This window comes from Mesorhizobium sp. ISC25, assembly GCF_042295465.1.
Taxonomy (GTDB): Bacteria; Pseudomonadota; Alphaproteobacteria; order Rhizobiales; family Rhizobiaceae; genus Mesorhizobium.
On sequence record NZ_CP135441.1, the window covers coordinates 5,201,196 to 5,226,139 of the forward strand.

Below are 24,944 nucleotides of genomic sequence, written 5' to 3' on the forward strand. Positions count from 1 at the left end.
GCTGATCCAGATCAGGGTCATACTCATCGGTGTGGTCTATTGACCAGTCTTCGACGGAGAAATGCATGACTTACGGAAAGATTGGTCGTCATTATCAGCACCTTCACGGTTCTGGGTTTTCTGTCGTGTGGTCGGCCATGCCTTGTGCTTACGGCGCAGCCATTAGCTGACCGGCGTCGTGTGTATCTCGCTTGCTGGCTGACCATCCGCGTGGCTGCGCGGACAGGGGGGCCGATCAACAGCTTTCGCCTTTGATGGGTTGTGTGCGTCGTTGCCGATCCATCCCGATTCCCGGCCCGCGCCTTGAGGCTATGCGACGGTACCGGAACCCAGCGCACGTCACGCGGTTCCGCGCGCGTGGTGTCCGCTCGTCACGACGATGAACGAACAAGCGGCTGGAGTACCATGAACACCGTACACATCATCGACTGCCACAATGCAAATGACTACTTCGCCGACAGGCAAGAGGGACCGATCGTGCAGCACTTGTTAAAGGCTGTCAACATCCGCGCGGAGCTCCACATGGCGTTGAACCGAACGAAATTTGGTGAGGCTGTAGTACGAGCGATGGAGGCGGAGTGCGACGTGCTTCACATCGCCGGGCACGGCAATGGTGACGGGATCGCTTCGTCCAGTGGGCGAAGTGGCCTTCTTTGGGCTGACTTCGTAAAAATGTTCCAGGGCTCGCATCCAGCGCCGAAGATCCTCGTGATGTCAACGTGCTGCGGAGCATCATCGGGGTTGGGACGTGCGTTTTCGAGATCGATCAACCGTCCGAAGTTGATCATTGGTTCGAGTGACGCGCGCTATTTCGACGACTATGTCGCCGCGTGGGCTTTGCTCTATCGGCGACTGAATTGCAAGGACATCGACATCGAAGCCATGCAGCAGGTTCTTGATGAGATATGCGCGGTCGTGGATAAAAGTTTCCGCTACCTTGGCTGGGATGACGAGAGAGAGCGCTACGTTCGATACCCTCACCCTCGCAAGAGAGCCCGCTTCGACGTCGTGGAGCGTGAGTAGTATGCGCAAGGGTTCCAGGTGGAATGTGGCGATCGATGCGGCGCGGCCGTCGCTGACCAGCGTCGCGAGTGTCTCGCTTGCTGGCGGCGATCTGCGCGGCTGCGCGGCGAAAGGGCGGGATCGGTTAGCCGCATCCACCTCTGAGCGCTTTGAGTGCTTCGTTGCCGATCGATGCGAATCTCCCGGCCCAGCGCCTTTAGGCAATGCGGCGGGCACGGAGCTCATGTCACTCGGCTCAGTTTCACCGTTACACGAGGATAGGCGACCGGATGGCGGCACGCTGATGGGCTCTGACGATAATTTTGACATCGTTGTCGTTGGAGCCGGCCCGGTCGGCCTTTCGTTCGCTGCGTCGCTTGCCCAAAGCGAACTCAAGGTGGCAGTTGTTGAACAGAACACATTCGATAGTCTGGCGAATCCGGCTTTCGATGGTCGCGAAATCGCGCTGACCAACGCTTCGATCAGAACCCTTCGCGAGCTCGGCGCCTGGGATGTCATTCCGGCTTCGGACAAATCAGCACTTCAAGGCGCGCGCGTGCTCAACGGCTCGAGCGCATTCGCTCTTCGTTTCGATCCTCCCAGCAACTCTGGAGAACCGCTGGGGGTTTTGGTTCCAAATTGCCGGATCCGCGAGGCGCTGTTCAAAATCGTCCGCTTGCAGGATCGCGCCCGGCTGTTGTGCGGCCACTCGGTCGTCGATGCAACAAACAGCCAAGAAGGAGCAGTCGTAACGCTCTCTAATGGCGCGCGTTTAACTGCTCGGCTGGTTGTTGCCGCGGATTCGCGTTTGTCCGCCACGCGTGATCTGCTAGGCATCGGCGCCGATATCAACCGGCTTGGCCACTCGATGCTGATTTGCCGAGTGAGGCACGAGCGCGCCCACCACCAGATCGCCATCGAATGGTTCGATCACCATCAGACGATAGCGATATTGCCCCTAGCGGAGGGCATGTCGTCGCTGCTGCTCACATTGCGCTCAAACGAGGCCTATAGACTGCTTGCCTTCGATGATGATTTGTTCCTGTCGGAGTTGACGAAACGGTGTCGAGGGCGCCTTGGAAAAATGACCTTGGCAAGCAAGCGCCACACCTATCCGCTGGTCACGACCTGGGCGCACAAATTCCGGGCGCCGAGCGCCGCACTCATCGGCGACGCTGCCATCGGCATGCACCCGGTGACCGCTCACGGGTTCAACATCGGTCTCAGCAGCCAGAAGCAACTCGCCCGTGGAATCATGACTGCGTGCCGCGACGGCCGCAATGTTGGCGACCCCGACATGCTGCATATATACGAAAGGCGGCTGCGCCTGTCGGCGGCGCCGCTCTACCATGCAACGAACATATTGGTTGGACTCTACTCCAGAGACCACCTGGCGGCACGGCTTGCAAGGCATCTGGGGCTTCGCTTTGCCCAACATGTTCCCCTTGTCCGGCATGGGATTTCGGCGGAGCTCCAGCGGTGATACTGCACCAGCAGTCGCATTTTTGCGCGTGCTGGGCGAGCGATGGGAGAGAGTGCATGATGCACCGGAGTAATCCTGCTCCCCGACGCTGATCTCCGATTGAAGAATTAACCCGTCCTTCAGGGGGGCTGCATAGGCTGCGGACAAGCAGGAGTAAGCAAGCTGACCCGTCCAGCCTTGGAAAAAGAAGATCCGCTGGAGGCGAGAATCCTTCAGGACCAGCTCGCTGATCTGAGGGCAGGCCTTTTCGTCTCAATGCCGATAAGCATTGTGCTGTCCGGGCTGATTTTGACCGTGCAGGCCCTTTCCGGGAACGGTCTTGCTGGCGCGGCCTGGTTTTCGGTCGTTAATGCGATAAATGCCGCCCGCCTTGCACTCGCCCGTCATCAGCTGAAGGAACCCGGAGTCCAGGATGATCTGACACGGGTTTGGCTGCGGCTTCGCTGGTTTGGCAGGCTTGCTCTTCTGGCGGGATTCACCTGGTCATTCCTTGCCGTCCTAACGGCTGGATACACGACGTCTCAAGCATCGCTGCATCTAATAATTCTGGCGGGCATTTCAGCTGGCGCGGTCACGTACGGCAGCTCATATGCTGCGGCAGCGATATGCTTCATCACACCGCCACTCCTCATTGCCGCCGCATGTTTGCTGACGAAGGGAGCCCCGGAAAACTACATTCTGGCTTTTGCCGTCCTGCTTTTCGAGGGCGGCCTGGTTCGATCCTCGTTCGTTGGACAAGCGCGCTTCCGTGACGCGAGCCGCCTGAGACATCAAGCCGAGCGGCTTGCCGCGGAAATGGAGCGCAATTCCAGGGAGGACCATCTTACCGCGCTCCTCAACAGGCGGGGCCTCGAACATGCAATCGATCAGTTTGAGAACACCGATGGACCCTTTGTGGCCATGCTGATTGATCTGGACGGGTTCAAATCTGTCAACGATACCTACGGTCACAGAACGGGTGACGAGCTGCTTGCCAGGATCGCCCGCCGAATAGAGGAAGAAGCACCGGAGGGCTCAACGCTCGCCCGCATCGGTGGGGATGAATTCGTGCTGGTTTTTTCTTCGCGAAAGAATTCTCCTTCTCCCACCAATCTCGCGTCCAATCTCATAGCCAAGCTTGCTCGCCCCTATCCTGGGATCGCATCAGTCCGCATTGGAGCGTCTATAGGAATCTACTTGGCTGAAAACCCCGGACTAACGGAAATGTTGTTGCGGGCCGACATCGCCCTTTACACAGCTAAGCGCCGCGGCAGGAATGAATTTTGTCTGTTCGATGCCGAGCTAGCCCGGGAGTTGCAACGCCGCCAGTCAATCGAACGCGATCTTCATTCGGCGATAACGATGAGAAGCTTGGTCGCTTGGTTTCAGCCAATCGTAAGACTCGAAACTGAAGCCGTCGTCAGTTTTGAAGCCTTGCTAAGATGGTCTCACCCGCTTCACGGTCCCATTTCTCCGCCCGAGATCATGACAGCGGCACGCGAAACTGGAATGCTTCAGCTGCTAACTCAAACGGTATTCGCCGACTGTTGCGCTCTTATCGAGGGCTTGGTCAAAGCTGACCGTCGTGATGTTCGTGTGGCGATGAATGTTTCACCGTGCGAGTTGGAAGCTGGCGATATTGACGAGATGATTCTTAATGGTCTGGCGGCAAAAGACCTCCCTGCAACGATGTTCGACATCGAGATTACCGAAGAAGCCCCAGTGGATCCGGACAGAGTGGATGAAAAGCTCGCCCGGCTTTCACATGCTGGCATTTCTATCGCGCTCGATGACTTCGGCACCGGTTTTTCGACGTTGGCATCGCTCAAGGACAGTCGGATCAGGAAGGTGAAAATAGATCAGGGCTTCGTTCGCGGCTTAGCCAAGTCCCGGGAGAATCGGCTGCTTGTCAAAGCGGTGATTGATCTTGGTAGGACGCTCGGGATCGAGGTCATGGCCGAGGGCGTTGAAACAGAGGCAGATCGGCAAACTCTGTACCAGCTTGGCTGCAGAACCGCGCAGGGCTTCCTGTTCTCTAAGGCAGTGCCTCTCCATTTGGCACTTGATTCGGTAGTAAAAGAGCACGCGAAGGAGTTGTGACCGGCCTCTCCGTCCGTGCTGCTCGCGGAACTTTCATGTGGGGTGGACCTGACGCGCGAAAGCCGTTTCGGACGGTAGAGTTATTACGGGGCGAAACTGAGCACGTGGTTTGGATAGCAGCAATCCGGTCCACCGGCGCACATGCAGCGGCTTCATACAAGCGTTCAAGTTGCGAGATGAGCTTGAGTGAACGACGTCGGAGAATTGCGTCCTTTGGACGCTGGTTTCGCGGTTCCCGTAGGATTCGATTACGGGAAGCGTTCTTGGCTGCTTCTCGGCTCAGCGCTCATCGGGATGAACAACGTACCCGCGGTCAAGGTCTTCGCGACCTCAACCCAGTCACCATCCCGCAACAGCAGCGGTCGGGTCCTGATCAAGCGCTCAGCCTCAGCACAGGTGCTGGAGCAACGGTAGAGCGCGGAAAACGTGTATCGGAATGCGCTGGCTCACCATAGGAAGCTGCCACGGCATGTCGAATGTCCCCAGGGGGCGGACCGTTCCCTTGCATTTGTCTCGATGACGGGCTCTCAAAGCTAAAGCCAAGAGAGCTTTATAAAAATCGCACCCGATCGGCTGCGCAACGACGACCAGCTGAGGCCCGATCGGGTGCTAAGGTCGTGCCAAAAAAGGCGCGTCACTGTCGCATTTCTAGCCGGCTTGCGATCGGACGTCATCTCTTGGCGATCGCTGCCCCTTCTCTCAAATGCGTTTAGCGGCGCCGATGGCGAATAGCGCAAGCTTTTCCACCCGTTTCTACTCCACTACCGAGACTCGTCACCAACCTCCTTTTATTCGCTTCCATATGGCCCATCCTGTCTCCAATCGAGGAGGAGCGCGAACATGGGCCAAGCCGTAGAACGTCTCAGTCTCGGGAATTCTTCTGCTCGCCAAACTGCCGTTGTCGCCGGCACCATATTTGGCAGGGTGACAGTGCACGACAAGATATCAGGCGTTCTTGTCTGGGCTGAACTATGCTTGCAAGCCATAACCCAAAAATCGCCGATCCCTTTGAATTCGAGCCGGATGAATGGGTGTTTCAAAATTTTTGGCGGTTTTAGGCAGAACCCTCCGATGGCCCGCGTACCGGTCAAGCTTCGTGAGCACTTTAGGTTCGTCGATCAGGCATAGGTTTCTTTCCCATGCCACATGCTGGCCGTTTGCCTAGTTCGGAAGCCCTCGAGAGGCGTTGCTCGTCTTGGTATGGCGTCGCCCCTTTTTCCGATCCATCGGCCACGGAGCTAGAATGGTGTCTAGCTGTTGCCGCCTACTTGGTCATCCGGCATGGAGATGCCTATATACCGACCTTCGAAAGGCTGGAATACGAGGTCGAACAAATGCGGCGGAAGCTCGGAAATCGCGAGCGAGCGCAGCGCGTGCTGGCCACGCTCAACCTAAATGGCTCGGACAGCTGGAGCCGTGAGGTTGGTTCTCAAGGCCTGGATGGCGCCGCAATCACATTCGCCCGGGCGGGGTAAAAGCGATTTTTTGGAGCCACTCGCGCTTTTGCGCTAACGAAGGTCCCGCGCCGTATTTGGGCCGGATCCATTTGTGGCCCATCAGAGAAGCAATTACCTTCTCCGGCGCCTCAACTGCCGTCAGCCGGTCCTCGAAAGTGTGTCGCAGGCTATAAAGACTATGCTCGGAAGTCGGCAGAAGTTCCTTGCTGGCGAGCACCTTGTTGACGAGCGCTGAAAGTGACGCGGCCTTGTCGCGATAACGAGGAAAGCCGTCCGGATGGAGCTTGATGGCTGCAAGTGCGCCGCCAACCAAGGGAATGTCACGGGCTGAATGACCGGTCTTCAAGCGACGGCCATTGGGGCGCACCCGCACATGCGGGATTTCTCGATCGAGGTGGATTGTTTCGGTGGTGAGGTTTGCCGCTTCAGAAAGCCTGAGTCCGGTATCGGCAATCACATAGATTAGATGGCGGGCTTCGTCATTGAGTCCGTCGAGCGCGCCTTCAGCGAGTATCTTCTCCTGAATGAACTCCGCTGTGAACGCAGCGCGTTGCCCGGGGACGGCGCCGGAAAGACGCAGGTTTCGAAAAACCGGCTCCAGCTTGAGCTGGTGAGTCAGATCGACGACGCGCAGCATTTTCGAAACATGGCCGATGTCCTTGTTGGCCGTACCGATATCAAGTCCATCCTCAACGATCCGCTTTTGCCACCACTCGCGGAACGCGATTGCGTCGTCCCGAGTGAGGCTTGCGATCTCCTTGTCGCCAATGACTCCAACCAGATTGGCAACTGCGCGCTTTTTGGGGTTACGCCATTTCTTGATTTGGTTGGGCGACATGGCCAGCAAGTTCTGTTGCTCGATCGTCTCGAATTCCTTGATAAGACCGCTCAGGCGGACCGCTGGCCGCTTCTCCCCACCCATGACGGCCGAGACGTCCTGCGCGTCCTCGATCGATTTTTTGTCGAGGAGCAGCTTGATACGGGCCATGAGTTCGTCGAGCGGCCCCGCTGCTAGTTCCTCGTTAGTGCGATAGGCCAATCCAAATGACCGCGCGCGCTTCCTCGCGGCTTCGAAACGCAGCCCCGCCTCGGCGGATTGGCCTTCCCGCAGTCTACGCCAATACGCCTCCAGCCCCGCGCCGAGGCTTTGCACTGCATCTCGCGCCCGTACACCGCGGGGATCGTCAGCCACGGCGACGCCCGTGGAAATGCGTACTAGGCAGCGGCGATCAAACGCCGCGAATTCCTTCGGCACCCTGCGGACGAGATACCAGATGCCTTCACGTTTATGCGGCTTTGGCGCTGCGGAACGTCGCATTATCTTTCTCTAATGTTACACAGTTTGTTACACAGTCTAAGATATGTTTCGCTTCGTGCTGGTCAAGTGCAACAAGGAAGCTTTTGAAAGGAAAGGATTTTTATGGAAGCTATATGGCGGAGAGGGAGGGATTCGAACCCCCGATGGGCTTGCACCCATGCCGCATTTCGAGTGCGGTGCATTCGACCACTCTGCCACCTCTCCGCGGTCATGGTCCGCCGTTGCCGACGCGGCGCACTAGATAACGGCTGGACAGGCAGGTTACAAGGGCCAATCTGCCCCGGCGTCGCAGGTTCCCGTTCGTGCTTCCTTCGAGGCTCCGGTAGCCGCTGTTCGATATTTGCCGGACTGGGCTCAACTCATTCGCCGCTTGCCCGCGGCGCTTGCCTTGACTCAAGCCGAACCTTCGGTTAGGGACAGCGCGCAATCGGCGTGGAGGGATCTTCCGCGCCGCTTGTTTTTTGAACCCGCAGACTGACAAAAAGACGGCCGAACCGCGTGAAGCGGTTCATCAAGGCCGACCGAACAGCGAAAGGCAAAAAATGTTCGCAGTCATCAAAACGGGCGGCAAGCAGTATCGCGTTGCCGCCAACGATCTCCTGAAGATCGAAAAACTCGAAGCCAATGTCGGCGATATCGTCGAAATCGGCAATGTGCTCGCGCATGGCGAGGGCGAGAACGTCACGTTCGGCGCGCCGTTCGTCGATGGTGCGATGGTCACCGCCGAAGTCGTCGAGCAGGGGAAGAACCGCACCGTCATCGCCTTCAAGAAGCGCCGCCGGCAGAATTCGCGCCGCAAGATCGGCCATCGCCAGCTTTTGACCACCGTCAGGATCGCCGAGATCCTGCTGGGTGGCGCCAAGCCGGCGAAGAAGGCCGCCGCCAAGACCGAAGCGAAGGCCGAGGTTGCGGCCAAGACCGAGGCGAAGGCTGAAGCCGCGCCGAAGGCCGCAGCGAAGGCAGAGGCTGCGCCGAAGAAGGAAGCCAAGGCCGAGACGACCGAGGACAGGACTGCCGAAGCCGCCGCACCGTTGTTCAAGGCGCCGAAGGGCGAGCCGGACGATCTGACGGTGATCAAGGGCATCGGCCCGGTTGCCGCCGGACAGCTCAACGAACAGGGCATCACCACCTTCGCCCAGATCGCCAAGCTGTCCGACAAGGATGTCGCCAAGATCGACGAGCACATGCCGTTCAGCGCCGACCAGATCAAGGACTGGCGCGAGCAGGCCAAGGAATTGGCGAAGAAGTAGAACGAACCGGCGCAATCGTCGCCGGATCGGACTTGAAACGGAACGCGAACGCGTTCATAAGATCGTTTAGGCGCCTCGCGGCGCATCGGAGTAGTTAGATGGCACACAAGAAAGCTGGCGGATCGTCGCGCAATGGTCGCGACTCCCATTCCAAGCGGCTCGGCGTGAAGAAGTTCGGCGGCGAAGCCGTGATTCCGGGCAACATCATCATTCGTCAGCGTGGCACGACGTGGCATCCCGGCACCAATGTCGGCATTGGCACGGACCACACGCTGTTTGCGCTGGAAGCTGGCGCAGTCACCTTCAACAAAAAAGCCAATGGCCGAACCTACGTATCGGTGAACCCGATGACGAAGGCAGCGGAGTAGCCGGTTCCGCACGAGAACACCGGCACCCATCTCGGGACCGGTGTCTGGCCAAGCCAGGAAAAGGATCAGGGGAGATGGGTTTCCATCTCCCTTTTTTCTTGCCTGGAGGACTTTGACATGGTTGCCGAAGCGGAAGACTCAGACGACGAAAGTTACACGATAGATTGCCCGGTGCTCGCGACCGAGCGGCTGGTCATGCGTGCCCCGCGTGAAAGCGACATCGAGCAATTGGTGGCGCTCGCCGACAACCGCCATGTCGCGGAAATGCTGGCCCGCATGCCGCATCCCTATGGCGAGGCCGAGGCACGCGCTTTCCTGGCCATGACGGCATCGCGCCGGGCCGGAATCGCCTATGCGTTGACGCTGGCCGGCACCGAGACCTTCGTCGGCTGTGCCGGGCTCAACACCACGGATCGCGGGCTGGAGCTCGGCTACTGGATCGGCGAGCCGTACTGGAAACGCGGCTACGCGACGGAGGCAGCGCACGCACTGGTCGACCTTGCCTTCCAGAGAACCACGATCCAGGTGCTGCACGCCTCGACGCGGGTGATCAATCCGGCCTCGCGCCGGGTCATCCACAAATGTGGCTTCCAGTATGCCGGCCAGGGCATGCTGAATTCGATCGTTGCCGGCCAGGTGCCGGTCGAGCGCTACCGCCTCGATCGCAAGACCTGGACCAGCCTGCGGAACTGGGTGCATTTTTGATGGATGCGGCTCACGCCATCTCGAGCCAGACCGGCAGGTGGTCCGAACCGGCCGCTTGCCGGTCGACCCACAGGCGCTTCAGCGATTTGGCAAGCAAAGCACTGGTGAAGATGTAGTCGATGCGCTTGTGGCGGCTGGCGTCCTCAGGCCGCTTGGGATCGACCCAGGTGACGAGATCGGCGCCGGCAGCGCCGAGGCGCGCGGCGGCATCGACGGCGAGGTCGGCGGTCACCGGCATGCCGAATTCATGGTCAGGCTGGCCGGCGAGTTCGACGTGTTCCGGCGATCCGGCGAGCATGTTGAAGTCGCCCATGACGACGAAGGCTTCGGGACAAGGCAGGTCCGGTAAGCCGATCTCGGCGACGCCGGAGAGCCCGCCGCCCTCGAGCGGGTAGTTCAACAGGCGCTGGCGCAGAAAGCGGATCTGGCTCAGGCGTTCAACCGGACTGCGGTGGTCGAGATGGGTGGAATAGAAGCGGATCGGACCAAGCGGCGTTTCGATCAGCGCCTCCAGCGCGCCGCGCTGGAAGTTCATCGCCTCGAAGCTGCGGCTGCGCGGCAAAAGGAGATTGCGCGACAGATGAATCGGCGTCCTCGACAGCACCATGTTGCCGAGCTGGAAGGTGGTCGTGATGGCACGGCCGTTCTCCAGGCGCGAGCCGGCGTCGGCCTCGAAATTGCTGCCGTAGACGGCAAAATAGTCGGGCAGCGCCTCGCCGAGCTCGGCCACCATGTCGCGGCCGCCATTCTTCGGGTTGGCGCGGGTGACCTCCTGCAGCGCGATCACGTCGGCGCCGCGCACGGCATCGGCGATACGGCCGACATCGTAGCGGCTGTCGAGTCCGACGCCGTAGTGGATATTGTAAGTTACCAGCTTCATTCCGACATCTCGCGCTTGAAAAGCCGAGGATCTATTTTCGGCAATGATCAACCAAATGCTACGCGTCCAGAGATACACGCGACGTTACAGTAGCAAAAACGGCCCTCGCCCTTCGACCCGCCTTGGTTTAGAGCAATCCCGCAAAGCCAATAACAGAAACCATACAATCCGATGAAATTTCTCGATCAAGCCAAGGTCTACATCCGCTCCGGCGACGGCGGCGCCGGTTCGGTGTCGTTCCGGCGCGAAAAGTTCATCGAGTTCGGCGGCCCGGACGGCGGCGATGGCGGCCGCGGCGGCGATGTCTGGGTCGAGGCGGTCGATGGGCTGAACACGCTGATCGACTATCGCTACCAGCAGCATTTCAAGGCCAAGACCGGGACGCACGGCATGGGTCGCAACATGACCGGCGCCAAGGGTGCCGACGTGACGCTGAAAGTGCCGGCCGGAACACAGGTCTTTGCCGAGGATAATGAGACGCTGATCTGCGATCTGACGGTCGTCGGCCAGCGCTTTCTTTTGGCCAAGGGCGGCAATGGCGGCTTCGGCAACCAGCATTTCAAGACCTCGACCAACCAGGCGCCGCGCCGCGCCAATCCCGGACTGCCGGGCGAAGAGCTCAATATCTGGCTCAGGCTGAAGCTGATCGCCGATGCCGGCCTTGTCGGGCTGCCCAACGCCGGCAAGTCGACCTTCCTGGCGGCGGTCACCGCGGCCAAGCCGAAGATCGCCGACTATCCCTTCACCACGCTGCATCCGGGCCTTGGCGTGGCCCGCATCGACGGGCGCGAATTTGTCATCGCCGATATTCCGGGCCTGATCGAGGGCGCGCATGAAGGTGTCGGCATCGGCGACCGCTTCCTTGGCCATGTCGAACGCACGCGTGTCCTTCTGCATCTTGTCTCGGCGCAGGAAGAAAATCCCGCCAAGGCCTACAAGACCGTGCGCGCCGAACTCGACGCCTACGGCAACGGGCTGACCGATAAAGTCGAGATCGTCGCGCTTTCCCAAGTCGACATACTCGATGCCGCCGCGCGCAAGACGAAAGCCGCCTCGCTGAAACGCGCCGCCGGCCGCGCGCCGATGCTGCTTTCGGCGGTCACCGGCGAAGGCGTCGAGGCGGTACTACGTGAGCTGATGGCTGTGGTGGCCGATGCGCGCGAAGCTGTCGCTGCGCCGGTCGAGACGCGCTGGAACACATAGCCATGGCCGCGCAATCGCTGAAGAATTATCGGCGCATTGCCGTCAAGATCGGCTCGGCGCTGCTTGTCGACCGCGCGACGGGCCTGAAGCGCGACTGGCTGGCCTCGCTTGCCGACGACATCGCCGTGCTGGCCAATGGCGGCGCCGAAATTCTCGTCGTGTCTTCCGGGGCGATTGCACTGGGCCGCACCATCCTCGGCCTCGGCAGGCGAGCGCTGAAGCTCGAGGAGAGCCAGGCCGCTGCTGCCGTCGGGCAGATCGCTTTGGCCGGCGCCTGGTCGGATGCGCTCGGCAAGAATGGCTTGAAATCGGGCCAGATCCTGCTGACGCTCGGCGACACCGAAGAGCGCCGCCGTTATCTCAACGCGCGGGCGACGATCTCGACGCTGCTCAAGATGAAGGCGGTGCCGGTCATCAACGAGAACGACACGGTGGCCACTTCCGAAATCCGTTATGGCGATAACGACCGGCTGGCGGCGCGCGTCGCCACCATGATGGGCGCCGATCTTTTGGTGCTGCTTTCCGACATTGACGGGCTCTACACGGCACCGCCGGCGCGCGATCTGCAAGCCCGGTTCATTCCGGTCGTCGACCGCATTACCCCCGACATCGAGGCGATGGCGGGCGCCGCCGCTTCGGAATTGTCGCGCGGCGGCATGCGCACCAAGCTCGACGCCGGCAAGATCGCCACCGCAGCCGGCACTGCCATGATCATTACATCGGGCACGCGGCTGTCGCCGCTGCTGGCAATCGAGCGCGGCGAGCGCGCCACCTTCTTCCGGCCGAGCGCCAATCCGGTCAAGGGCTATAAGACCTGGATCGCCGGGCAGCTCGAACCGGCGGGGCGGCTGACGGTCGATGCCGGCGCCATCGGCGCGCTGCTCTCGGGCAAGTCGCTGCTGCCGGCCGGCGTCAAACTGGTCAGCGGCAATTTTGCGCGTGGCGACACGGTGGCGATCCTGTCGCCCGAGGGCCGCGAGATAGCGCGAGGGCTGGTTGCCTATGATGCCGCCGATGCCGTAAGAATCGCTGGCCTGAAGACGACCGAGATCGAAACCGTGCTCGGCTACGAGGCGCGTTCGGCGATGATCCACCGCGATGACCTGGTGGTGAGCGGCGCGGCCGACGGAGATGCAGCCCGCCATTGACGGCGCGCTACTGGTCAGGCTCATGCGGCCATTTGGGTGGGTTGCGATATCGATCCTGAAAGTCCTGGTATATCTTCAGAAGTTCGCTGCAACCTCCCAACTCCGCTTCGATGCCAGCCTTAGCACGTCGATCCACTTCGGCTTGTGGAACATCCTTGTCGTCTTCCACGACGAGATCGCGGATGAGCGCGTCAGTCGTCATTGCTTCTGCCCCTTTTTCCTCTTCCATCCTTTTTTTGAATTCCGCCTCAAGCCGAGCGCGCGGCCCACATCCATGCAACTCTTCAACAACGACGTCGATCTGGGAAAGCGGTGTCGGTGGCGCGCCGCAATAGCGCTCAGCGAGTGCGAGGGACATCATCGAGCTTACCATAAGCATGGCCTTGCCGTCGGGGCTCTCTCCGGGTTCAAACTTGTCGTCGCAGTAGTCGGCGGCACGGAGGCCTGTCGGTATGAGCATCGCGCCGAGAGCAACGAGGATCATAACTCTCTTCATTCTGCTTCCTCAAATTTGCGGCCATTGCCGCGAAGGCTGACCGCGTGTAAATCCACCAGCTTCACTGGATCGGTCAAATGCTGAACAAACACCAAGGCGATGATGTAGCCAGTTTGATGGCACGGATAGGCCGCAAGGCGCGCGCTGCCGCCCGACCGCTGGCCATTGCGAACACTGCTGCCAAGCATGCCGCGCTCCTCGCCATGGCCGACGCCATCATCGCCCGTGAGCAGGACATTCTCGATGCTAACGCCATCGATGTTTCGAATGGACACGAATCCGGGCTTTCCGCTTCCTTCATGGATCGGCTGAAGCTCGATCCCGCCCGCATCCGCGCCATGGCAGACGGTATCAGCGAGATCGCCGGGTTACGCGATCCGGTCGGCGATGTCATTGCCGCATGGGATCGGCCGAACGGGTTGCACATCGAACGGGTGCGCACGCCGCTCGGCGTCGTCGGCGTCATCTATGAGAGCCGGCCGAACGTGACCGCCGATGCCGGTGCGCTCTGCCTCAAGGCGGGCAATCCGGTGATCCTGCGCGGCGGCTCGGATTCGGCGAATTCTTCCGCCGCGATCCATGCCTGCCTGGTCGAGGGGCTCAAGGCAGCCGGGCTGCCGGAGGATGCCATACAATTGGTGCCGACCACCGATCGCGGCGCCGTCGGCGAAATGCTGAAAGGGCTTTCCGGCAATCTCGAGGTCATCATTCCGCGCGGCGGCCGCAGCCTGGTCGAGCGTGTGCAAAACGAGGCACGGGTGCCGGTCTTCGCGCATCTCGAGGGCATCTGCCATCTCTATATCGACCGATCGGCCGATCTCGACATGGCGGTTAAGATCGCGGTCAATGCCAAGATGCGGCGCACCGGGGTGTGCGGTGCTGCCGAGACGCTGCTGGTCGACCGTGCCGTCGCCGGCACGCACCTGGTGCCGATCCTCGAGGCCCTACAGGCGGCAGGCTGCGAGATCCACGCCGATGCCGAGGCGCTGAAGCTTTATGCCGATGCCCAGCCCGCGACCGATGCAGACTGGGTGACCGAATATCTCGACGCCATCATTGCGGTGAAGCTGGTCGACGGCATTGGCGGCGCGATCGAGCATATCGAGACGTTCTCCTCGCATCACACCGAGGCGATCATCGCCGAGGATGCAAAGGCCGTCGAACGGTTCTTCAACGAGATCGATTCGGCGATCCTTCTGCACAACGCCTCGACCCAGTTTGCCGATGGCGGCGAGTTCGGCATGGGCGCCGAGATCGGCATCGCCACCGGCAAGATGCATGCGCGCGGGCCGGTCGGCGTCGAGCAACTGACCTCGTTCAAATACCGCGTGCGCGGGTCGGGACAGGTGAGGCCTTGAAACTGTTCGCAGTCAGAGCCTGAGAGGCGTGCGCCCAGCCACCCCCCTCTGTCCTGCCGGACATCTCCCCCTCAAGGGGGGAGATCGGATGTCGCATATAACTTCGCCAATTTTCGATATCGCACTAAGGGCGCCAGGGATGAAGCTGACAATCTCCCCCCTTGAGGGGGAGATGCCCGGCAGGGCAGAGGGGGGTGCCTGACGCATGCTTGCCTTGTCCGAACATGCCATATCCTCCCGCTACCTCAAGATGCCGCATGCCGGGAAAGGCGTGGCGGTCGGGCTGTTCGGCGGTTCGTTCAACCCGCCGCACGCCGGCCATGCGCTGGTCGCCGAGATCGCGCTCAGACGCCTTGCGCTCGATCAGCTGTGGTGGATGGTGACACCCGGCAATCCGCTCAAGAATGCCGGAGACCTGGCGCCGCTGGCCGAGCGGCTGCAGCTATCCGAAAAGATCGCAAAGAATCCGAAGATCAAGGTCACCGCATTCGAGGCGGCCCACCGCGTCCGCTTCACCGCCGACACGCTGGCGCTGGTCAAGGCGCGTAACCCGGGCGTCGATTTCGTCTGGATCATGGGGGCCGACTCGCTTCGCGACTTCCACCGCTGGCAGCGCTGGCGCCGCATCGTCATGACGTTCCCAATCGCGGTGGTCGATCGGCCAGGCGCGACGCTGTCGTTCCTGTCGTCGGTGGTCGCCAAGACGTTCGACTATGCCCGCGTCGACGAGGGCGACGCACCGCGGCTCGCCCGCATGGACGCGCCGGCGTGGACCTTCATCCACGGCCCGCGTTCGTCGCTGTCGTCGAGCGCGATCCGCAAGGTGGCAAAGGGCTGAGCCAACACGGAAGGCAAGACCGCTGATGTCGCTTTTGCCGCTGCCTCGACCCGCTTGATGGGCAATCCTCGGTCATGACGATTCTCGAGCGCGACCAGGACAAGAACGGTCTAGGGCAGCCGGCGCCGGCGATCGCCATTGCCAGCATCCTCTTGTCGATGGCGCTGATCGCCGTCGGCAACGGGCTGATGTTCGCCTATATTCCAGTCCGGCTCGGCGCCGAGGGCTTCGATCCGACATGGGCGGGGCTGATCGTCACCGGCCTTTCGGCTGGCGGCCTCGCCGGCTGTATCCTGACCGGGCCGCTAGTGCGGCGTGTCGGTCATGCCCGCGTGTTCATGGTGCTGTCGGCACTGATCGTGCTGTCCAACGCCGCGGTCGGCGCCGGGCCGCACCCATTGCCATGGATCGCGGCACGGGCGCTCTACGGCTTTGCCATATGCGGCCTGTTCATCGTCGCGCAAAGCTGGCTGAACGATGTCGTCGCCAACGCCATCCGCGGCCGGGTCATGGCTATCTTCTACGTTGCCTATGTCGCCGGGCTCGGCGTCGGCTATTCGACACTGGCGTTGATCGATATCCGCGCGGCCGACGCGCCGCTGATCGGCATTGCCTTCACCGCGCTGTCGATCCTTCCCGTCGGGCTGACGCGGCTCGCGCAACCGCCGGCGCCGCAAGCGGCCTCCGTGGCGCTCGGCAGGGCCTGGCGGATCTCGCCGGTCGGCGTTGCCGGCATGCTTGCCGTCGGTGGCCTGTCGATGACCATTTCGGGTTTTGCGCCGATCCATGCCACCGCCAAGGGCTACAGCCAGGCCGACGTCGCCTTGCTGCTTTCGGCAATGCCGGTCGGCACGCTGATCCTGCAGATCCCGCTCGGCTGGATTTCCGACCGCACCGACCGGCGCTTTGTGCTGATCGCGGCGTCGGCGCTTGCCACCGCGGCGGGCCTGTTTGCCCTCGGTTTCGACGGTGGCGCGCTGGTGGCGCTGCTCGTCATCTACGTGGTCTGGGACGGCGCCTCGGAATCGATCTACTCTCTGGCCAGCGCCCATGCCGGCGACCGCGCCGGCAAGGACGACATGGTGGCGCTGTCCAGCTCGCTCTTGTTCGCCTGGTCGCTATCCGGCTTCGTGGTGCCCGGCATCGTGACCGGGCTTTCCGCCATCTACGGCACGCAGGCCTTCATCTATGTGGCAATCGTCATTGCCGCCGCCTACTGCCTGTTCGTTCTCTGGCGCGTCGTCATGGTGCGGCCGGTGCCCGCCACCGAGACCGGCAGTTTCGCGCCGATGACGGCGCAGGCGCCGTTGCCCGTCGATCTCGCCTTCGCGCCCGAAGGTCAGCGCCGGCGCGAAGAACTTTGAACACCCTCCAACTGGGTTCAAATGCTCTATTGCCGTGTGGCTGAGGCATCCGGCTGCGGCGCTTTCGGCGCCGGCGCCGGGACCGAAAGGCCCTCGGCATCGAACGCCTGCTTGACACTCTTGGTGAGGTCGATCTGGGCGGCGAAGAAGTCGGCGGCTGCCGTCCAGTAGCGCAAGGTGATGGTGACGGTGCTATCGCCGACAGTCGCGACAAAGGCGATCGGCGCCGGCTGCCGCCTGACACGCCGGTCGGCGGCGGCAACGCCAAGCATGGTCTTTTGCGCGAAATCGATGTCGTTCCACGAGCCGATGCTGAGCGTGATGTCGCCGCGGCGCACGCCGTTGCGGGTGAAATTGCGGACCGGCTGGTTCCACAGGGTCGAGTTGGGTGCAAGCACGTAGACGCCCTCGACCGTTCTCAGCGTTGTGGCAAACAGCCCGATCTCCTCGACGGTACCGGATATGGCGCCGACTTCGACATATTCGCCGATGCGGAACGGCCGCAGCGCCAGGAGCATGATGCCGGCGGCAATGTTCTGCAGCGTGCCTTGCAGCGCCAGGCCGATGGCCAGGCCAGCGGCACCGATAGCGGCAATGATCGAAGCCGTCTGCACGCCGAACTGGCCGAGAACCATGATCACGACCAGTCCCAGGATTGCGTAGCGGACGACTTGCGAGAAGAAATGGCGGAGCGTTTCGTCGAAACCGTGAACGTGGCCGAGGCCGGCGTAGATCGAACGCTCGGCGAGGCCGGCGACGATGTAGCCGATGACCAGCAGGATGACGGCGCCGACCGCCGAAAGCGAGTAGGAGACGATCAGCGTGCTGAGTTGCGCAAGGCCGGATTGCACAGTGAGGAGAGCGTTCTGGGGATCGATCGGCATGTCGGGATTCCGGTTCGTGGATGAGCCGATAACCGCTGCGAGGCGAGGCGGTTCCGAATTTCTGGGCCTAAAAGCCGCATATTCGGCCGCTGCCGGGCGCCTGCTTGCGAGCGGTGTCTTGAAACTGCAACCTAACTCTGCCTATCTAAGCAGTGTCACCCGATTTCGTAGGTGATTTGGTTGTTCTTGCTGCGAAAGGAAATACACTGAGAACAGCACTTCGGAAGAAGGCCGACATCGTGCCTTCGCCGGCCGGGATCAGCGTAAACGACGCCGTGTCCCGCGCCATCAAGACAGTCCTTGCCAGTCTGGAAGACTCCAAGGCCGAAAACATCGTCTCAATCGACATTCAGGGGAAATCGAGCCTCGGCGACTACATGGTCGTCGCATCGGGTCGATCGCACCGTCATGTCTCGGCTGTTGCCGATCATCTCCTCAAGGCGCTGAAGGATGCCGGGCTCGGCACGGCGCGCGTCGAGGGGCTGGCTGGCGCCGACTGGGTCCTGATCGATTCGGGCGACATCATCGTCCATGTCTTCCGTCCCGAGGTCCGCGACTTCTACAATCTCGAAAAGATGTGGCAGGCGCCTGATCTCGAGGAGGAGACCCTCCACTGAGCCGTACTCGTCTTGATGCATGTCGTTGTCCGACATGCATCAGCGGCTCTTCGAGGCAAGGATGAAGATTACCGTTCATGCCGTGGGCCGAATGAAAGCCGGCCCCGAGAAGCAGTTGGCCGATCGCTATTTCGAGCGTTTTGCCAAGAGCGGTCCTGCCATAGGCCTCGAATTCGCCGGGATCGTCGAGATTGCCGAAGGCCGCGCGCAGACGGCCAATGAGCGCCGGCGCGAGGAAGGCCAGAAGCTGCAGACGCACTTGCAGCCGGGCACGGCGCTGGTGCTGCTGGATGAGCGCGGCAAGAACCTTTCCTCCGAGGATTTCGCCGGCCGCATAGGTTCGCTGCGCGATGGCGGGCGCAAGGCGCTGGTGATCGCCATTGGCGGCGCCGACGGCCATGACCAGTCGCTGCGCGACCTGGCTGATCTGACGCTGTCGCTCGGCGCGCTGACCTGGCCGCATCAGCTGGTCCGCGTGATGCTGGGCGAGCAGCTTTACAGGGCGGCCACGATCCTTTCCGGCCACCCCTACCATCGTTAATGAAGTCGGCTTGGTCGGCGAATTGATGCCAGCCGCCCGGATTTTTGCCCCAATGCTCATCGACAGTTTGGGCGCATGGGGTTTGCGAATGGCGGCCGGGGCTCGAACATGGTTGATGGTTCGTTAACGAAGCCGCGCATAGAGTTAGGCTTCAATGTCTGAAGACTGGAAATCACGAACGGGCTCCTGGCGCGTACGCTGCGGCATCGCCGTGGCGACGATCGCGCTTTCGCTCGGCGTCGCGCGGGCCGAGAACACGCTCGACCTGGCGCCCGACCCGGACCAGAGCCGCGCCGAATACGAACAAGTATCGAAAGAGATCACGCTGTCGTCCGAGCGGCTGGCCAAGCTCGCCGCCGACATAGCGGCGGTCAAGAAGGACCACGCCTCGATCACCGCGGCGTTGATCCAGTCGGCGATGACCGAGCAGAAGCTCGGCCAGGACATCGAGGACATCGGCGGCAAGCTCGAGGGGCTGAAGTCGCAGGAGCGGAAGATCCGAGCCTCACTCGCCGCCAGACGCGACGTTCTGGCCGAAGTGCTCGGCGCGCTGCAGCGCATGGGGCTCAATCCGCCGCCGGCGATCCTTGTCAAGCCGGAGGACGCGTTGTCGTCGGTGCGCAGTGCCATCCTGCTCGGCGCCGTGGTGCCGGAACTGCGCCAGCAGACCGACATGTTGCTGGCCGATCTCAAGGAGCAGTCGCGGGTGACGGCCTCGATCGAAGCCGAGCGGGCGCGGCTGACGGCAGCGGTCGGCGAGCAGGCGGCGGAAAAAAAGCGGCTCGGCATGCTGCTCGAAGCCAAGCAGAAGCTCGCCGCCGATACGCAAACCGCGCTGGCCGCCGAAAAGCAGCGATCCGCGACGCTGGCGGCCAAGGCCGGCAGCCTGAAAGAGCTGATCGCATCGCTCGAGGCCGACAGGGCCCGCAAGGCGGCGGATGCGGCCAAGGCGGCCGAGCAAAAGACCGCGGACGCCGACAAGGGCCCGGCATCGGCTGCGGCGCCTACGGAATTGGGCTCGCTGCCGGTGCCGGAGAGCAACAGACTCACCGCTGCCGCGCCGTTTTCCGCGCTTCAAGGGCAGATCGCGCTGCCGGTCACCGGCAGGGTCAAGCGGCGCTTCGGGGCCAACGACGGTAACGGCGCGGTGATGCTCGGTGACATGGTTGCGACACAATCGGGAGCCATCGTCACAGCGCCGGCGGATGGAAATGTGCTTTATGCGGGGCCTTTCCGCTCTTACGGTCAACTCTTGATCCTGAATGCGGGTGACGGCTATCATGTCGTCCTGGCGGGGATGAGCAGAATCAGCGTCGCGTCTGGCCAGTCGGTGCTCGCAGGTGAGCCGGTCGGCGCGATGGGAGAGGCCCGGGTGGCGAGCACCTCGGCATCGAAGAATGGAAATGCCACGCCGGAGCTCTATGTCGAGTTCCGCAAGGATGGAAAACCCGTCGATCCGGCCCCATGGTGGGCGGACCGTTTTTCTGGAAGGACGTGAATGATGCGGAAACTGTCGCTTCTGTTTGCCGGTGCGCTGATGGGTGCATCGGCGATGAGCCTGGTCTATGGCGCGCCCGGCTCGACGGCGAAGGCTGCGGGCTCCGAGACCTATAAGCAACTGGCGATCTTCGGCGACATCTTCGAACGGGTGCGGGCGAATTATGTGACGCCGCCCGACGACAAGTCGCTGGTTGAAAATGCCATCAACGGCATGCTGTCCTCGCTCGACCCGCACTCCTCCTACATGAACGCCGAAGAAGCGCAGGACATGCGCGTGCAGACCAAGGGCGAGTTCGGCGGCCTCGGCATCGAGGTCACCATGGAGAACGACCTGGTCAAGGTGATCACGCCGATCGACGATACGCCGGCCGCCAAGGCAGGCGTGCTCGCCGGCGACTATATCGCCAAGATCGACGGCGAGGAGGTCCGCGGCCTGACGCTCAACGACGCCGTCGAGAAGATGCGCGGGCTGGTCAATACGCCGATCAAGCTCACCATCCTGCGCCAGGGCGCCGACAAGCCGATCGAACTAACGGTGGTGCGCGACATCATCAAGGTCAAGGCGGTGAAGTTCCGGGTCGAAAACGACATCGGCTACATGAAGATCACTTCCTTTACCGAAAAGACCTATGACGACCTCGAGAATGCCATCGACACCATCAAGAAGCAGGTGCCGAACGACAAGCTCAAGGGCTATGTGCTCGACCTGCGCCTCAATCCGGGCGGTTTGCTCGACCAGGCGGTGAGCGTGTCGGATGCCTTCCTCGACCGTGGCGAGATCGTCTCGACGCGCGGCCGCGATCCGAAGGACGTCACCCGCTTCGACGCGCGGGCCGGCGATGACATCGGCGGCAAGCCGCTGATCGTGCTCGTCAATGGCGGCTCGGCCAGTGCATCGGAAATCGTTGCCGGCGCGCTGCAGGATCTGCGCCGCGCCACGGTGGTCGGCACGCAATCCTTCGGCAAGGGTTCAGTGCAGACCATCATCCCACTTGGTGAGAACGGGGCGCTGCGGTTGACGACGGCGCTCTATTACACGCCGTCCGGCAAGTCGATCCAGGGCAAGGGTATCACGCCCGACATCAAGGTCGACCAACCGCTGCCGGCGGAACTGCAGGGCAGGGACCTGACGCGCGGCGAATCCGACCTCAAGGGCCACATCAAGGGCGCCGACGAAGGCACGACCGGTTCGGGTTCGGCAGCCTATGTGCCGCCGGAACCGAAGGACGATTTGCAGCTCATCTATGCCGAGCAGCTGCTGCGCGGCCAGAAGACGGATCCGGCGTTCCCGCCGAATCCGCAAAAGGCCGTGTTGAACCAGTAAGACGGCAAGCCGGGCCAAACAGGTCTGGCTGCCTGAGCGAAGCGATGCGATGCTGCCGGGGCCGCGAGGCTCCGGCAGTTTGATTCGGGGCTGCGGCCGGCATGCTGCGCGTCAGTGAAGCAAGGGGACGCGCCGACATTTTGGATTTTGCGCCTCCGGAGAAGGTTTACTTCGGGGATGCACGCCGGGGGTGCGGGCTTGGCTGATATCGGCAAGGACATAGAACGACCTCTCGGACAGGCGATCCGGCCGCCGCGCTCAGGCAGCGGGATCAGCGCCGGTGCGGTCGCGGCCGCGCTTGTCGTGCTGTCCGTGGTCGGCGTTTCCAGCGCGATCGCTTTGCGCGACAAGCCATTCCGCAAGCCGCAAGAAGTCGCCGTTTCGACGCCGAAGATGCCGGCAGCGGCCGAAACCTCCGCGGCGCCGGCCAAGGCGACGCCCGCAACGGAAGCGCCAAGCGACGCAAGCGAACAAACGACAAGCGGGAAGACGGGCGGTCCGCAGATCATCCATGTCCAGACCGAAGAGGGCGACGGTCCGCTCAAGGCGGCCATCGTCATCCGCGACCCTTCGACGATCGGCCAGAACCTCAGGATCGCGCACATTCCCGACAAGGCGCTGATCGAGGCCAGCGAAACCGGTTTGTTGCCGATCCGCGCCGCCGACGGCCGGCGCCCGTTCGATGTCTATGCGCGGCCGTGGTCGGGCGCACGCGGTGCACGCGTGGCGCTCGTCATCGGCGGTCTTGCCGTGTCGCAGACCGGCACGCAGGCAGCCATCGCCAAGCTGCCGGCGGAGGTGACGCTGGCCTTCGCGCCGCAAGGCAACAGCATCGGTCGCTGGATGCAGGTGGCGCGGCAGAGCGGCCATGAGGTCATCATGCAGGTGCCGCTCGAGCCGTTCGACTATCCGAACGTCAATCCCGGCCGCAACACGCTGACCGTGGCTGCGACGCCGGACGAGAATTTGAAGAATTTACGCTGGGCGCTGTCACGAACGACCAACTACACCGGCGTCATGAACTATATGGGCGCCCGCTTTTCAGCGGACGCGACGGCGATGGGGCCATTGATGGCCGAGCTTGGCAAGCGCGGCCTCGCCTATGTCGATGACGGTTCCTCGGCGCGCAGCCTGGCACCCGAACTGGCACTGAAGGACGGCGTGCCGTTCGTCGGCGGCGATACGGCGATCGACGCGGTGCAGGACCGCGGCGCCATATTGAAGAAACTGGATGGGCTGGAAGCGACGGCGCGAGCGAAAGGCTTTGCCGTCGGCATCGGCTCGGCCTTTGACCTGACGGTGGATACCGTGTCTTCCTGGGTGACCGAGGCCAAGAAGCGCGGCATCGAGATCGTGCCGATTTCGGCGGTGGCGATAGATCCGGAAAAAGGCTGAGATGGCAAAGAACAAGCTCGTTGACCCCGAGACGCTGCCCTACCGGCCCTGCGTAGGGGTGATGGTCCTCAATGGCGACGGCCTGGTCTGGGTTGGTCATCGCATTGCCGAGCCGGACAGCGAGTTCGCGGGAACGACGCAGCTCTGGCAGATGCCGCAGGGCGGCATCGACGATGGCGAGGAGCCGCTGCTGGCGGCGGCGCGTGAGCTCTACGAAGAGACCGGCATGCGCTCGGTGTCGCTGCTAGCTGAGGCGCCGCACTGGATCAACTACGATCTGCCGGCGCATCTGGTCGGCGTCGCCTTCAAGGGACGATATCGCGGCCAGACGCAGAAATGGTTTGCCTTCCGTTTCCACGGCGACGAAAGCGAGATCGCGATCAATCCGCCACCCGGTGGCCACAAGGCCGAGTTCGACCGGTGGGCGTGGCGGCCGATGCTGGAATTGCCGGACCTGATCGTGCCGTTCAAGCGCAAGGTCTACGAAGACGTGGTGACAGCGTTCCGGCACCTGGTGGCGTAGCCGCCGGCCTTCCGTTAAAACAGGTCGGCATGAACGACATCTCCTCCAGGAAATCCAGCAAATCTCTTCCGCAGACCGTCGCTCTACCGCAGGCCGGCGCCCCGAGCGAGCCGATCAGCGAATCGGCGGCGGGGGCGATCCTGACTATCGATCTCTGTGCCGTCCGTGAGAATTACCGGCGGCTGAAGGCGCGGCTGGGCGGCGTCGGCTGCGCTGGAGTGGTCAAGGCCGACGGTTACGGGATTGGCGCGGCGCTGGTGGCCGCGGCGCTGATGGCTGAGGGCTGTAACATTTTCTTTGTTGCGCATTTGGCCGGCGGCATCTTGCTGCGCAAGGCGCTCGGCTCAGACCCGGCCATTTATGTGCTGAACGGCATTCCGCCGGGTGCGGAAACGGAAGCGGTTGCGGCAGGGCTTTGCACCGTACTCAACAGCGCCAGCCAACTCGCGGCATGGCGCGAGATGGCCGGGCGGGTGGGCCATAAGTTGCCGGCCGCCCTCCAGGTCGACAGCGGCATGTCGCGGCTCGGCATGACGCCGGCGGAGGTGAAAGCCATCGCGCACGATCCACAGGGCTTCGACGGTGTCGAACTGACCTTCGTGATGAGCCATCTCGCCTGCGCCGACGAACCCGAGCAACCGGCCAACGAGCGGCAGCGGCTGGAATTCGAACGGCTGCGCCGGATGCTGCCGGAGGCGCCGGCTTCGCTTGCCAATTCATCGGGTATTTTTCTCGGGCAGCGCTATCACTACGACCTCGTCCGTCCGGGTGCCGCTCTCTATGGCATTAATCCGACGCCGGCGAAGGACAATCCGATGCTGCCGGTGGTGCGATTGCAAGCCAAGGTCATCCAGATGCGGATATTGGAGGCCGGCGCCGGTGTCGGCTACGGCCACACTTTCCATGCCAAGGCCCCGCTTGCGGCGGCGACGATTTCGCTCGGCTATGGCGATGGCTGGCATCGACGCGCCGCTTCCGCCGCCTGGTTCGAAAATATACGGCTGCCCTTCATCGGCCGGGTTTCGATGGATTCGATCATCCTCGACATTTCCGCATTGCCGCCCGGCAGGCTGAAGGCCGGCGACCTCGTCGAACTGATCGGGCCGTCGTCGCAGACGGTGGACCAGGTAGCCGGCCAGGCCGGCACCATCGGCTACGAGGTCTTGACCAGCCTCGGCCACCGTTTCCACCGGCGCTATGTGAATGGCTAG

The 24,944-nt window shown here is 62.3% G+C and carries 23 protein-coding genes and 1 tRNA gene; 18 read left to right on the forward strand and 6 right to left on the reverse strand.

Features of this window, described 5'->3' with window-relative positions:
- Positions 1–405: 405 nt before the first annotated feature.
- From RQ479_RS25465 to RQ479_RS25475, 3 genes are all read left to right on the forward strand, one after another.
- Positions 406–1,023, forward strand: a complete 618-nt coding sequence (locus RQ479_RS25465; RefSeq protein WP_024502869.1) for a hypothetical protein — start codon at positions 406–408, stop codon at positions 1,021–1,023.
- 283 nt (positions 1,024–1,306) lie between these two features.
- Positions 1,307–2,485: a 5-demethoxyubiquinol-8 5-hydroxylase UbiM gene (ubiM, locus tag RQ479_RS25470; protein WP_032899078.1), complete on the forward strand. Its 1,179-nt coding sequence runs from the start codon at positions 1,307–1,309 to the stop codon at positions 2,483–2,485.
- Positions 2,486–2,662: 177 nt separating this feature from the next.
- On the forward strand, positions 2,663–4,564 hold the full coding sequence (locus RQ479_RS25475; RefSeq protein ID WP_024502871.1) for a bifunctional diguanylate cyclase/phosphodiesterase: 1,902 nt from the start codon (positions 2,663–2,665) through the stop codon (positions 4,562–4,564).
- A gap of 1,452 nt (positions 4,565–6,016) precedes the next feature.
- On the opposite strand, the gene RQ479_RS25480 is transcribed toward RQ479_RS25475, so the two are convergent.
- The gene (locus RQ479_RS25480; protein WP_024502873.1) at positions 6,017–7,339 is read right to left on the reverse strand and encodes a tyrosine-type recombinase/integrase; all 1,323 of its coding nucleotides are present in this window, start codon (positions 7,337–7,339) and stop codon (positions 6,017–6,019) included.
- 114 nt (positions 7,340–7,453) lie between these two features.
- Positions 7,454–7,543 (reverse strand) — tRNA-Ser (locus RQ479_RS25485).
- A 338-nt stretch (positions 7,544–7,881) separates the two neighbouring features.
- On the opposite strand from RQ479_RS25485, the gene RQ479_RS25490 reads away from it, so the two are divergent.
- The 3 genes from RQ479_RS25490 to RQ479_RS25500 all read left to right on the forward strand — a co-directional run bounded on the left by RQ479_RS25490 (position 7,882) and on the right by RQ479_RS25500 (position 9,662).
- Positions 7,882–8,589 (forward strand): 50S ribosomal protein L21, encoded by a 708-nt coding sequence (locus RQ479_RS25490; protein ID WP_376702838.1) that lies wholly within the window; start codon positions 7,882–7,884, stop codon positions 8,587–8,589.
- Between the two features lie 98 nt (positions 8,590–8,687).
- On the forward strand, positions 8,688–8,957 hold the full coding sequence (rpmA, locus tag RQ479_RS25495; protein WP_023678077.1) for a 50S ribosomal protein L27: 270 nt from the start codon (positions 8,688–8,690) through the stop codon (positions 8,955–8,957).
- Positions 8,958–9,074: 117 nt separating this feature from the next.
- Complete coding sequence (locus tag RQ479_RS25500) at positions 9,075–9,662, forward strand: GNAT family N-acetyltransferase (protein ID WP_254820471.1); 588 nt, start codon at positions 9,075–9,077, stop codon at positions 9,660–9,662.
- A 10-nt stretch (positions 9,663–9,672) separates the two neighbouring features.
- Here RQ479_RS25500 and RQ479_RS25505 read toward each other — a convergent pair whose 3' ends face one another.
- Positions 9,673–10,542 (reverse strand): endonuclease/exonuclease/phosphatase family protein, encoded by an 870-nt coding sequence (locus RQ479_RS25505; RefSeq protein WP_376702839.1) that lies wholly within the window; start codon positions 10,540–10,542, stop codon positions 9,673–9,675.
- A gap of 171 nt (positions 10,543–10,713) precedes the next feature.
- On the opposite strand from RQ479_RS25505, the gene obgE reads away from it, so the two are divergent.
- Both obgE and proB read left to right on the forward strand, forming a co-directional pair.
- Positions 10,714–11,745 (forward strand): GTPase ObgE, encoded by a 1,032-nt coding sequence (obgE, locus tag RQ479_RS25510; RefSeq protein WP_376702840.1) that lies wholly within the window; start codon positions 10,714–10,716, stop codon positions 11,743–11,745.
- A 2-nt stretch (positions 11,746–11,747) separates the two neighbouring features.
- Positions 11,748–12,893 carry a glutamate 5-kinase gene (gene proB / locus RQ479_RS25515; RefSeq protein ID WP_376702841.1) on the forward strand — a complete coding sequence of 382 codons (1,146 nt, stop codon included), beginning with the start codon at positions 11,748–11,750 and terminating at the stop codon, positions 12,891–12,893.
- A 7-nt stretch (positions 12,894–12,900) separates the two neighbouring features.
- Here proB and RQ479_RS25520 read toward each other — a convergent pair whose 3' ends face one another.
- Both RQ479_RS25520 and RQ479_RS25525 read right to left on the reverse strand, forming a co-directional pair.
- Positions 12,901–13,377: a hypothetical protein gene (locus tag RQ479_RS25520; protein WP_376702842.1), complete on the reverse strand. Its 477-nt coding sequence runs from the start codon at positions 13,375–13,377 to the stop codon at positions 12,901–12,903.
- Between the two features lie 8 nt (positions 13,378–13,385).
- Entirely contained in the window at positions 13,386–13,577 is a 192-nt protein-coding gene (locus RQ479_RS25525) for a hypothetical protein (protein ID WP_376706080.1), read from the reverse strand.
- Between RQ479_RS25525 and RQ479_RS25530 the strand changes: the two genes are divergently transcribed.
- The 3 genes from RQ479_RS25530 to RQ479_RS25540 all read left to right on the forward strand — a co-directional run bounded on the left by RQ479_RS25530 (position 13,506) and on the right by RQ479_RS25540 (position 16,949).
- Positions 13,506–14,747 (forward strand): glutamate-5-semialdehyde dehydrogenase, encoded by a 1,242-nt coding sequence (locus RQ479_RS25530; RefSeq protein WP_376706013.1) that lies wholly within the window; start codon positions 13,506–13,508, stop codon positions 14,745–14,747. The two genes, RQ479_RS25525 and RQ479_RS25530, sit on opposite strands and share 72 nt — an antisense overlap.
- A gap of 250 nt (positions 14,748–14,997) precedes the next feature.
- Positions 14,998–15,585 (forward strand): nicotinate-nucleotide adenylyltransferase, encoded by a 588-nt coding sequence (locus tag RQ479_RS25535; RefSeq protein ID WP_292664887.1) that lies wholly within the window; start codon positions 14,998–15,000, stop codon positions 15,583–15,585.
- A 74-nt stretch (positions 15,586–15,659) separates the two neighbouring features.
- The gene (locus RQ479_RS25540) at positions 15,660–16,949 is read left to right on the forward strand and encodes an MFS transporter (protein ID WP_376702843.1); all 1,290 of its coding nucleotides are present in this window, start codon (positions 15,660–15,662) and stop codon (positions 16,947–16,949) included.
- A 26-nt stretch (positions 16,950–16,975) separates the two neighbouring features.
- On the opposite strand, the gene RQ479_RS25545 is transcribed toward RQ479_RS25540, so the two are convergent.
- Positions 16,976–17,833, reverse strand: a complete 858-nt coding sequence (locus RQ479_RS25545) for a mechanosensitive ion channel family protein (RefSeq protein ID WP_352489207.1) — start codon at positions 17,831–17,833, stop codon at positions 16,976–16,978.
- A gap of 239 nt (positions 17,834–18,072) precedes the next feature.
- Here RQ479_RS25545 and rsfS point away from each other — a divergent pair, with 239 nt between their 5' ends.
- The 7 genes from rsfS to alr all read left to right on the forward strand — a co-directional run bounded on the left by rsfS (position 18,073) and on the right by alr (position 24,944).
- On the forward strand, positions 18,073–18,450 hold the full coding sequence (gene rsfS / locus RQ479_RS25550) for a ribosome silencing factor (protein ID WP_023678068.1): 378 nt from the start codon (positions 18,073–18,075) through the stop codon (positions 18,448–18,450).
- 61 nt (positions 18,451–18,511) lie between these two features.
- Positions 18,512–18,991, forward strand: coding sequence for a 23S rRNA (pseudouridine(1915)-N(3))-methyltransferase RlmH (gene rlmH, locus RQ479_RS25555; protein WP_376702844.1), 480 nt, complete (start codon positions 18,512–18,514; stop codon positions 18,989–18,991).
- Positions 18,992–19,145: 154 nt separating this feature from the next.
- Positions 19,146–20,489, forward strand: a complete 1,344-nt coding sequence (locus RQ479_RS25560) for a murein hydrolase activator EnvC family protein (protein ID WP_376702845.1) — start codon at positions 19,146–19,148, stop codon at positions 20,487–20,489.
- Positions 20,490–21,815 (forward strand): S41 family peptidase, encoded by a 1,326-nt coding sequence (locus RQ479_RS25565; protein ID WP_023719673.1) that lies wholly within the window; start codon positions 20,490–20,492, stop codon positions 21,813–21,815.
- A 198-nt stretch (positions 21,816–22,013) separates the two neighbouring features.
- Complete coding sequence (locus RQ479_RS25570) at positions 22,014–23,210, forward strand: divergent polysaccharide deacetylase family protein (protein WP_376702846.1); 1,197 nt, start codon at positions 22,014–22,016, stop codon at positions 23,208–23,210.
- Position 23,211: 1 nt separating this feature from the next.
- Entirely contained in the window at positions 23,212–23,733 is a 522-nt protein-coding gene (locus RQ479_RS25575) for an RNA pyrophosphohydrolase (protein ID WP_376702847.1), read from the forward strand.
- Positions 23,734–23,762: 29 nt separating this feature from the next.
- Complete coding sequence (gene alr, locus RQ479_RS25580; protein WP_376702848.1) at positions 23,763–24,944, forward strand: alanine racemase; 1,182 nt, start codon at positions 23,763–23,765, stop codon at positions 24,942–24,944.

Excerpts from the sequence above, each read along its gene's own strand:
- RQ479_RS25465 (WP_024502869.1), top strand. The coding sequence starts at position 406 with ATGAACACCGTACACATCATCGACTGCCACAATGCAAATGACTACTTC.
- ubiM (WP_032899078.1), top strand. The coding sequence starts at position 1,307 with ATGGGCTCTGACGATAATTTTGACATCGTTGTCGTTGGAGCCGGCCCG.
- RQ479_RS25480 (WP_024502873.1), bottom strand. The coding sequence starts at position 7,339 with ATGCGACGTTCCGCAGCGCCAAAGCCGCATAAACGTGAAGGCATCTGG.
- RQ479_RS25490 (WP_376702838.1), top strand. The coding sequence starts at position 7,882 with ATGTTCGCAGTCATCAAAACGGGCGGCAAGCAGTATCGCGTTGCCGCC.
- rpmA (WP_023678077.1), top strand. The coding sequence starts at position 8,688 with ATGGCACACAAGAAAGCTGGCGGATCGTCGCGCAATGGTCGCGACTCC.
- RQ479_RS25500 (WP_254820471.1), top strand. The coding sequence starts at position 9,075 with ATGGTTGCCGAAGCGGAAGACTCAGACGACGAAAGTTACACGATAGAT.
- RQ479_RS25505 (WP_376702839.1), bottom strand. The coding sequence starts at position 10,542 with ATGAAGCTGGTAACTTACAATATCCACTACGGCGTCGGACTCGACAGC.
- obgE (WP_376702840.1), top strand. The coding sequence starts at position 10,714 with ATGAAATTTCTCGATCAAGCCAAGGTCTACATCCGCTCCGGCGACGGC.
- proB (WP_376702841.1), top strand. The coding sequence starts at position 11,748 with ATGGCCGCGCAATCGCTGAAGAATTATCGGCGCATTGCCGTCAAGATC.
- RQ479_RS25520 (WP_376702842.1), bottom strand. The coding sequence starts at position 13,377 with ATGATCCTCGTTGCTCTCGGCGCGATGCTCATACCGACAGGCCTCCGT.
- RQ479_RS25530 (WP_376706013.1), top strand. The coding sequence starts at position 13,506 with ATGGCACGGATAGGCCGCAAGGCGCGCGCTGCCGCCCGACCGCTGGCC.
- RQ479_RS25525 (WP_376706080.1), bottom strand. The coding sequence starts at position 13,577 with ATGCTTGGCAGCAGTGTTCGCAATGGCCAGCGGTCGGGCGGCAGCGCG.
- RQ479_RS25535 (WP_292664887.1), top strand. The coding sequence starts at position 14,998 with ATGCCGCATGCCGGGAAAGGCGTGGCGGTCGGGCTGTTCGGCGGTTCG.
- RQ479_RS25540 (WP_376702843.1), top strand. The coding sequence starts at position 15,660 with ATGACGATTCTCGAGCGCGACCAGGACAAGAACGGTCTAGGGCAGCCG.
- RQ479_RS25545 (WP_352489207.1), bottom strand. The coding sequence starts at position 17,833 with ATGCCGATCGATCCCCAGAACGCTCTCCTCACTGTGCAATCCGGCCTT.
- rlmH (WP_376702844.1), top strand. The coding sequence starts at position 18,512 with ATGAAGATTACCGTTCATGCCGTGGGCCGAATGAAAGCCGGCCCCGAG.
- RQ479_RS25560 (WP_376702845.1), top strand. The coding sequence starts at position 19,146 with ATGTCTGAAGACTGGAAATCACGAACGGGCTCCTGGCGCGTACGCTGC.
- RQ479_RS25565 (WP_023719673.1), top strand. The coding sequence starts at position 20,490 with ATGATGCGGAAACTGTCGCTTCTGTTTGCCGGTGCGCTGATGGGTGCA.
- RQ479_RS25575 (WP_376702847.1), top strand. The coding sequence starts at position 23,212 with ATGGCAAAGAACAAGCTCGTTGACCCCGAGACGCTGCCCTACCGGCCC.
- alr (WP_376702848.1), top strand. The coding sequence starts at position 23,763 with ATGAACGACATCTCCTCCAGGAAATCCAGCAAATCTCTTCCGCAGACC.